Origin of the sequence: Kocuria cellulosilytica, from assembly GCF_040981245.1 — a bacterium.
GTDB classification, from domain to species: domain Bacteria; phylum Actinomycetota; class Actinomycetes; order Actinomycetales; family Micrococcaceae; genus Kocuria; species Kocuria cellulosilytica.
Genome location: NZ_JAVFWZ010000137.1, coordinates 1 through 524, shown reverse-complemented (window position 1 = coordinate 524; position 524 = coordinate 1). Strand labels below are relative to the sequence as shown.

At 71.8% G+C, this 524-nt stretch carries 1 protein-coding gene; it reads right to left on the bottom strand.

The window, feature by feature from the left end; all coding sequences use genetic code 11:
- Positions 1 to 464, bottom strand: a 464-nt coding sequence (locus RCG67_RS17370; protein WP_438612692.1) for a phosphoadenosine phosphosulfate reductase domain-containing protein, incomplete at its 3' end; no start/stop codon positions are given.
- Positions 465 to 524 lie beyond the last annotated feature (60 nt).

The window sequence follows — 524 nt, the reverse complement described above, 5'->3', positions numbered from 1 at the left end:
CGGGCCTTGTCCTCGTCGCGGCGGCCGCCGCCGAACACGGCGTCGAACTTGTTCGCCGCGATGGCGTCCAGCAGCGGGAGGGTCTGCAGCGGGTTGCGGGTGCCGTCGGCACGCTCGAGCAGCCGGCCGTCGTCGATGTAGTCCTGCACGCCGGCCACGACCAGGCGGATGCCCAGCCGCTCCACGGTGCGGTCCCGGAAGTCGAGGACCTCGGGGAAGTTGTGCCCGGTGTCCACGTGCAGCACGGGGAAGGGGATCCGGCCCGGCCAGAAGGCCTTGGCGGCCAGGTGCAGCATGACCACCGAGTCCTTGCCGCCCGAGAAGAGCATGGCCGGGCGGTCGAACTCGGCCACGACCTCGCGCAGGATGTGGATGGACTCGGCCTCGAGTGCGTCCAGGCTGCTGTGTACACCGGCCTCCGCCGGCCCGTGGTCGCGGGTCGCGGCGGTCGGGGTTGCCGTCACGTTCTCCTCCGTCGTCGTGTCTGTCGTGCCGTCGGGGCTGTGGGTCGTCGTCGTGCCGGT